This window comes from Halomonas sp. SIMBA_159 (genome assembly GCF_046536035.1).
In the GTDB taxonomy this organism is placed as follows: domain Bacteria; phylum Pseudomonadota; class Gammaproteobacteria; order Pseudomonadales; family Halomonadaceae; genus Vreelandella; species Vreelandella venusta_A.
In genome coordinates this window covers 1-252 of the sequence record NZ_JAWJBT010001120.1, presented here as the reverse complement: position 1 = coordinate 252, position 252 = coordinate 1, and the positions used below count along the sequence as shown (strand labels likewise).

General features: G+C 60.7%; 1 protein-coding gene. It reads right to left on the bottom strand.

The window, feature by feature from the left end:
• Nucleotides 1-252: F0F1 ATP synthase subunit A (locus R0J87_RS22750; RefSeq protein WP_498889191.1), on the bottom strand; the 252-nt coding region annotated here is incomplete at both ends.

Below are 252 nucleotides of genomic sequence, written 5' to 3'. Positions count from 1 at the left end.
AGAACACGCTGATCGACATGCCCAGGGTGGCATTGACGTCGGCGGTCGGCACCGGCTTCCAGTAGTGGATGCCGGCCAGCTCCAGCGGCTTGGCGATGAAATCCGCCGGGATCATCTTGATGAGGTTCATCAACAGGATCCAGAAGAACAGGGTGATCGCGATCGGCGTCACCAGCTTGCTGTGGCCGTGGTAGGTGTCCTTGACCTGGCGGTCGACGAACTCCAGGCAGATCTCCACGAAGGCCTGCCACT